Annotated in this window: 7 protein-coding genes; 2 read left to right on the forward strand and 5 right to left on the reverse strand. The window is 41.9% G+C overall.

Going from position 1 to position 7609, the window contains the following annotated elements; all coding sequences use genetic code 11:
* Positions 1-15 precede the first annotated feature (15 nt).
* Positions 16-1167: a HEAT repeat domain-containing protein gene (locus ACM0OY_RS05525; protein WP_414567884.1), complete on the forward strand. Its 1152-nt coding sequence runs from the start codon at positions 16-18 to the stop codon at positions 1165-1167.
* Positions 1167-1973, forward strand: coding sequence for a HEAT repeat domain-containing protein (locus tag ACM0OY_RS05530; RefSeq protein WP_414567885.1), 807 nt, complete (start codon positions 1167-1169; stop codon positions 1971-1973). Before ACM0OY_RS05525 ends, ACM0OY_RS05530 begins: the two co-directional genes overlap by 1 nt.
* Positions 1974-2088: 115 nt before the next feature.
* On the opposite strand, the gene ACM0OY_RS05535 is transcribed toward ACM0OY_RS05530, so the two are convergent.
* From ACM0OY_RS05535 to ACM0OY_RS05555, 5 genes are all read right to left on the reverse strand, one after another.
* Positions 2089-3258 (reverse strand): zinc-dependent alcohol dehydrogenase, encoded by a 1170-nt coding sequence (locus ACM0OY_RS05535; protein WP_414567886.1) that lies wholly within the window; start codon positions 3256-3258, stop codon positions 2089-2091.
* Positions 3259-3389: 131 nt separating this feature from the next.
* Positions 3390-4559: a zinc-dependent alcohol dehydrogenase gene (locus ACM0OY_RS05540; protein WP_414567900.1), complete on the reverse strand. Its 1170-nt coding sequence runs from the start codon at positions 4557-4559 to the stop codon at positions 3390-3392.
* Between the two features lie 7 nt (positions 4560-4566).
* Positions 4567-5073 (reverse strand): SRPBCC family protein, encoded by a 507-nt coding sequence (locus ACM0OY_RS05545; protein ID WP_414567887.1) that lies wholly within the window; start codon positions 5071-5073, stop codon positions 4567-4569.
* Between the two features lie 749 nt (positions 5074-5822).
* Positions 5823-6179 (reverse strand): DOPA 4,5-dioxygenase family protein, encoded by a 357-nt coding sequence (locus ACM0OY_RS05550; RefSeq protein WP_414567888.1) that lies wholly within the window; start codon positions 6177-6179, stop codon positions 5823-5825.
* 460 nt (positions 6180-6639) lie between these two features.
* Positions 6640-7176, reverse strand: coding sequence for a universal stress protein (locus tag ACM0OY_RS05555; protein WP_414567889.1), 537 nt, complete (start codon positions 7174-7176; stop codon positions 6640-6642).
* Positions 7177-7609: the final 433 nt, after the last annotated feature.

Raw genomic sequence — 7609 nt, forward strand, 5'->3', positions numbered from 1 at the left:
GAAGCAATTACAGTTTTGCTCGCGCAACTAAAAACTGGAAATGAAGCTACTCAAGCGAGTGCTGCGGTTGGACTCAGTTCTCTAACTGCTGGAGCAAAAGCAGCGATCCCTGTGCTAATTACTACTTTAAGAGATGAGAATGAACTGGTTCAGAGTATGGCTGCTTATGCTTTGGGGCAAATGGGCAAAGATGCTCAAAGAGCTATTCCTGCATTATTGAGAGTATTGAGCGATCGCAGTGCTAATGTACGTGGATCTGCTATTCATGCGTTGGGACAGATTGCTCCAGATGACCCAAGAGTAATTAGGGCGATCATCAGACAAAGTACTTTAGAGTCAGATTTGACAGTACTGAACAATGCTGTTGAAGTACTGAGGCAAATCACTCCAGCCGCAATGCCTACACTACTAGAAATTATTGCATTTGATGAGAGTTGGCAAAATGTAGTGATAGCTGAGACAGTGCTAGGTCGCTTCAACCTTACAATCTTACCAAGTCTCACTTCTGAAGCAAGTCTTTCGCTTATTCCGGCAGTACTTCGGAGGTATTCTTTTCCTTATATCTACGATGGAGAAAAGTTAGTAAACTTTTATCTCAAGAGGCAGTTGACTCCTCAAGTAATTTTTCAACTAGTAGAGATTCTTAAAGATAAAAATCAAGATATCCGCCTTCGGGGAAATGTAGCTATGGCAATAGGTTTAGCAGATTTAGAATCTCCACTAATAAAAATTTTAGAGGATGAAAATCAGGATATAGCACTGCGTACTGATGCTGCGATCGCTTTGGGATTCACAAATGGTTCATCTGTTGCAATTTCCAGCTTAGTCAAATTTGTGAGACAACATCCCGCTTATCATCTGGGGTTACGCCTTTCCAACCAACAATTGCAAGAATATTTATTCTCTAAATTATCAAATGATGAGTTAAACCTACTCGTCTTCGCTTTCGCAACGCTGCAAAAATTTCGTAATTCCAATCAAGCGAGTTTGTTTTTCAATCAATTTGAGCAAGAAAATTCAGTTTTATTTTCTGAACTAGAAAATTTTATTTCTGTGCTTAACGGCGCAGATGGGCCAGTAATGGTGCGTTTGTTACAAGAAAGTTCACAGACACCAGCTATTTGTCGTATCACCTTTATGCAAAGATTCCTTTGGAGATGTCGTTAATGTTTCATTACCAACAACTCTTCAAAAGAAGTTTGCAAGCTGTTCTTGGACTTTCATCCGGGCTGGCTGTCTGTTTTTTATTCTCTTCACCAGTCTTTTCGCAAATTGCTCAATCAACCAATGAACGAAACTCAGAATTTCTATTCAAGGATGTGCCAATTACTGCATCACGAATCTGTCCTGATGTTGAGATTAAAACCTACATTAAACAGCTAGATTTTCCCTCGCAACTTGCTATTTCTAAAGCGTCTTATTATGCTTTAGTATCTCAATGTAAAGTATCAGCCGTGCCAGCCTTAATTGAGGCATTGAAGAGTCAACGTGAAAACATCCGAGCAAATGCGGCTTTGGCAATTGGAGAAATTGGTACAAAAGCGATCGCCGCAATTCCAGCTTTAATAGACGTGTTAGACGATGAAAGTAACGCCGTCCGGCTTAATATCAGCGATGTCAGTGGCGTGCTGAATTTAGGGGCAATTAGTGGCGATGTCACAAATGCCATCGGACAACTACCCAGTACTGATGAACCAGATAAACCAGGATTGAAGGAATTACTCACTCAATTGCAAGGGGCGATTGAAGCTGAAACCCAGTTAAGTCAAGAGGATAAAGCGGAGGCATTAGAGCAAGTTAAGGTCTTGGCAGAAGCTGGTCAAAAGCCCCAGGATGGGCCACTCAAGAAAATGGCCAATACAGCGCTTAAAGTTCTGAAGGGAACAGTTGCAAGTTTGCCGGAAGCGACAAAGCTGGTTGAGACTTGTAGCAAATTATTACCAATTATTACCAAGCTTCTGGGAGTAACGTAAGTTTCCTGGTAGGTTGGGCATCATTTCTATGCACTAAGTATTCCAAGTCTCTGCAAAGCGGCTGCAATGGCTATGAAGCATATCTTGTGTACCTTTTAGCTTTCATGTCGCCCCCTCATGGTTTGAGTACAACTTTGATACAGTTGTCTTTCCTTTGATTGAAAATTTCGTAGCCGTGCGGTGCTTGCTCTAGCGGTAGACTATGGGTGATCACAAAAGATGGGTCTATCTGACCATTTTGGATGTGATCGAGTAACGTGGGCAAGTACTTATGAACGTGGGTTTGTCCCATTTTGAATGTTAAGGCTTTGTTCATGGCAGCACCCATTGGCATTTTGTCTATAAAACCGACATAAACACCGGGGATTGAGACGTGACCGCCTTTACGACAGGCAAGCATCATTTGTCTAAGGACAATTGGTCGGTCTGTTTCCAGACGTACTGCTTGCTTCACTTGGTCGTATAAGTACTCTAAATCTGTTCCGTGTGCTTCCATTCCCACAGCATCAATACAAGCATCCGGGCCGCGACCACCCGTCATTTCTTTGAGGGCTTCTCCAGCATCGATTTTCTCATAGTTAATCGTCTCGACACCGCTATACTTCTCGGCTAGCTGTAAACGTTCGGGAATTCGATCGATCGCAATGACACGTTCAGCACCAAGGATAAAAGCACTCTGAATGGCGAATTGTCCCACTGGGCCACAGCCCCAGACTGCGACAGTATCACCAGGCTGAATATTACAGTTCTCTGCTGCCATATATCCAGTGGGAAAGATATCTGTAAGAAACAGTACTTGTTCGTCTGTTAGTGTATTAGGAATTTTGAACAAACCCACATCAGCAAAGGGGACACGGGCGTATTCAGCTTGGCCTCCCGCGTAACCACCCATCATATGGGAGTAGCCAAAAAGACCAGATGGGGAATAACCCATCAATTTTTCTGCTAACCAGGCATTGGGGTTAGAGTTATCGCACAGTGACCAGAGGTCTTGTTGGCAGAAAAAGCAGTTACCACAGGAGATGGTGAATGGTACGATGACGCGATCGCCTATTTTCAAATTCTTGACAGCGCTACCCAGTTCAACGACTTCCCCCATGAATTCATGACCCAGGATATCCCCCTTTTCCATCGTGGGGATGTAGCCATTGTAGATGTGTAAATCAGAACCGCAAATTGCGGTTGTAGTGATTTTAACAATAGCATCACGCGGATTAATGATTTTTGGATCGGGTACTGTTTCGACCCGCATATCGTTAGCACCGTTCCAGCAAACTGCTTTCATTGTTTTTCCTCTTTTGTATTAGGCATTTAAGTTGTCAGCACCCTTTGGGTAGGCAAAAGGGGAAAGGGTAAATTTATTCCTTTTCCCCTATAAAGGTCATTTGTCTGCGTAAACGCATTAGCTTACTTAACTCAAGGCTGCAACCTAACTTTTATGCAATGTTCTTTTTTGTGTTTGAATAGCTCGAAGCCATGCTTTGCTTCTGTTAGGGGCAAGTGATGTGTGAACACAGTAGATGGATCGACTTCACCCTTCAAAACGTAATCCAGCAACATGGGCATATACTTCTGACCAAACATTTGTCCCATTCTGAAGGTCATGGCTTTGTTCATGGCAGCACCCATCGGCATCTTGTCTACAAAGGCACCATAAACACCCATGATTGAAAGGGTACCGGCTTTGCGACCAGCCACCATCATTTGTCGCAGCACATGGGGGCGATCGGTTTGCAGGCGGATCGCTTGTTTGGCCTCGTCGTATATTCCTTCTAAACCGGTGCCGTGGGCTTCTAGTCCTACTGCATCAATACAAGCATCGGGGCCACGTCCTCCCGTCATTTCTTTGAGGGCTTCCCCTGCATCAACTTCTTCATAGTTGATGATTTCAGCTTTGGCAAAATCTCTAGCTAGTTGCAACCGTTCGGGAACTCTATCGATGCCAATGACGCGTTCTGCACCTAGCAGATAAGCGCTACGCATGGCGAATTGTCCGACTGGACCACAACCCCAGACTGCTACGATATCTCCAGGCTGGATATTACATAAATCTGCACCCATGTAGCCAGTGGGAAAAGCGTCAGAAATCGGTAGCAGCTTTTCGTCAGGAATATCTTTGGGAACTTTGATTGTACCCAAATCAGCAAAGGGTAAGCGCACGTATTCTGCGAAGGCACCTGCATAGCCACCAAAAGCGTGGGAATAGCCATAAATGCCTGATGTAGAAAAACCGTATACTTTCTCTGCCATCCAGGCGTTGGGGTTAGAGTTATCGCACAATGACCACATTTGGCGTTCGCAGTAGAAGCAATGACCGCAACCGATCATCGAAGAAACAACAACGCGATCGCCTTTTTGCAATTTCTTGACTTCACTACCGATTTCGACGATTTCCCCCATAAATTCGTGACCAATAATGTCACCCGGTTGCATCGTCGGGATGTAGCCATCATAGATGTGCAAGTCAGAACCACAGATAGTTGCTGATGTGACTTTGAGAATCGCATCACGCGGGTTAAGTATTTTTGGGTCTGGCACTGTTTCCACCCGCACATCGTTAGCGCCATACCAACACACAGCTTTCATGGCAATTTTACCCTTTACCTCTTGGTTGACCTTCTGTTGTGGCAATTTCCCCTGCTTCCATCAGCATTTTGAAGTGGCGTAAATCTTCAGTGAGGTTGTGTTTTGGGTCTTCACCAAAGAGTTTTGCGATGTCTACGACGGGCTTCGCCAACGCATTTCCAATCGCACCACCAGGTGGGTTATATTCCCTAACTACTTTGACCTCAGTACCACGATTACCTGGCGCTGGCTTAAACTGAACTACACCAGAGTTTTGAATTTCTGCGCTTTGAACCGAAGCCCAGGAAATTAATTCGTTTTCCCGATCTTCAACGATGACTGCATCCCACTCTAAGTTTCTATCTAAAAGTCCTTCAGCAATCCAGTGTGTTTTCTTATCGTCATACACTTTTACTTCTTTGAGATGCTTAATGAAGCGCGGTAAATTCTCAAAGTTACGCCAAAATCGGTAGAGTTCTTCTGCTGGTTTGTTAATGGTTACAGTCTTTTCAACTTTGACTCGTTGGTTTGCCATCATTACCTCTTGTGCTTGCTTATAGATTTTTGTTTTTTATATAAAAACTTGAACAAATTTATTTATCTGCACTTCTATATTTTTTAGACTTTTATTGGAAAATTAATTGTCTTTCAATAGTCTTAGTTTTTCCCTATTTTGCTACTACAAAAGTAGTAATTATATTTTGATTACTTACTCAAGTTTCTCGTGCTCAGATGTTCTCTAAAGTTGGAAACAGAGAAGTTAAGCATTTTTAATCTGATTCTTAACAGCCTAATCGATCCAATTTGCTAGCACTAATCTGAGCAAATCGGAATTGATAAATAGTTTATCTATAGAAGTTGGAAATCACCTCAGTCGCAGGGTAGGGTGTCTGGATTGTATTCTGCTTGTTAATTCTGCTCTTTATTAGTAGCCTAAAACTACTAATAATCAATCTTTAGGGTGATTTAATAATCAGAATACGGTAAAAATAATACTTTTAGATTTTCCTTGTTTACAGCAATGTCTGAGACAAGCTTGCCTACATACTTAGGAAATTGAGGGTGCGATCGCAAGGCAATAAAATTTCCGGCTGATTATAAATGTTATTTAGTTTGAACCAAAAAATTTACAAAATATGTATTCTTACTTTTTTCTTTTGAGTTTTGGTCTACTAGTGCATCACAGCGTCAATAGAGCAACCATTTCAAAACTCTAAAAAAGCAGATTCCGTAATACTTTTGACTTTTCCTGTTGTCCTGTTCACTGACTTTTGCCTTGCAGTACTAGGTTGTTGCAATCTGTCGAAGAAACTCAACATTCAAATCTAGCTTTGTTCCTAGCCATAGGGAACGATCGGTGTGGTCTGCCACATCATCGCCTGTTTCAGGATGAACGAGAATATCCAAACCTTGACGATTGAGCATTAACCAGGGGACAACTTTATCAAACTGATTTGGTAAGAAAGCAACTTGATACATTCCTTTTGGGTGGGGGCCGATGGGCTTGTCAAACCACCGTCCAAGCTGCACATCAAATCTAGCGCCCAATTCTTCACGCACACGAGCGGCGGCATCCCGAGTTGCGGTATCGAAATAGACATGAGCGTGAAAACCAACGATCTCGATAGTATCTTGTTTCATTATTTCTAGATCCACTTTTTGCTATCAACTCTAATTTTTTTGTCAGTCAAAAAGCGTTGGCTAAGCCCACCGCAGGCATCACTCAATTTTACCTAGTAGTCTATCAAGCCAACTTTGCATCGTGAGACAGATTTTTATTTCTTTTTTCCCTTCTTCCTTTGCGTTCTTCTCTAACGAGACGCTGCGCGAATGCGCCCTTTGCGGTTCGTTCCTTTAGCCTTCAAACTTCACTTGACAGACTACTAGTTCCGTGTAGTTAGCAATAGTTTGCGTAATAATCATTTCTAAAAATCGTTGTCACATACTAATTGATTGTAGGGGCGTACAATTCTACACCCCCACTTATGTATTTTTATCAGCTATTTTGTAAAATGCTACAAGTCTTGTAATAGTTGAAATCAAATCGATACAAAAGCAAAATTTCTAAATCTAGTTAACTATGAATTATGCAATTTAATACTTAGTTAACGCTTGAAGTACTTGTAGTTTCTATAACAAGTCCATCTTTTTTAGTGATAACTGAAAGATGCACAATATGTACTGAACAAGGAGCATGGTGAAGGACGTAGTTACTCACGCTACCGAGAAATAATTCCGTCAGTCCAGAACGACCGCGACGCCCCATAACGATTAAGTCAGCGTCATAACTACGGGCTAAGTCACAAATAAGGCGACCAGGATTCCCAAGATTTTGTGTAAATTCCGTAGTAATGCCTGCTGTATTAGCTTGGGCACAGAAAGCTTGCAACATCTGAATACCTTGAGTTTTAAAGGTTTCCCACTGCTTTTGGTATAACTCGAAGCTTTGACTGTTCAATCCCGGATAGTAGTCAAAATTAGACACCATAGGTACGTAAGGGCTACCCTCTTCTTCTGGTGATAAGACATGCAATAGCATTAAGCTAGCTTGTGTTAACTTTGCTAAATCTAATGCCTGGTCAAAAACCTTTTGCCCTACTTCAGAGCGATCTAATGCAACTAAAATCTTTTTAAACATATAGACCTCCAGTTCTATTGGTAATTGGTCTTTACGATTTTGGATTTGCAGATGCTGGATTGTTATAAATGAGCAACCTATCTGCTATAGTTGGTGACATTTTGAACTATTTTCAATAAGCGTGCAGTGCTGACACTACAAAAATTGCAGTCAAGCAACGCAATTTTTGAATTTTAAATTCCTGAAACGTTTTAGTCTGATAGTTATATTTATAGCAAAAGAATTTGAGGTACTTGTGAAGAAAGCAAATGTATGTGATATTTAATCTTTCTTCAAACAGCCCCATCCCCAAATTAAGTTTGGGACTGGGGCGTATTTATTTAGACGCTAAAAAACGCCCTCCTTTGGGGAGAGCGTTTTTGATTTAACTAGACTTGATGATTAACCGTTGATGGAAGGAGCGGTTAGAGCCACAGGAGCAACATCGCCAGCA

The sequence above is a fragment of the Nostoc sp. CCY 9925 genome, assembly GCF_963920935.1.
Lineage (GTDB): Bacteria > Cyanobacteriota > Cyanobacteriia > Cyanobacteriales > Nostocaceae > Nostoc.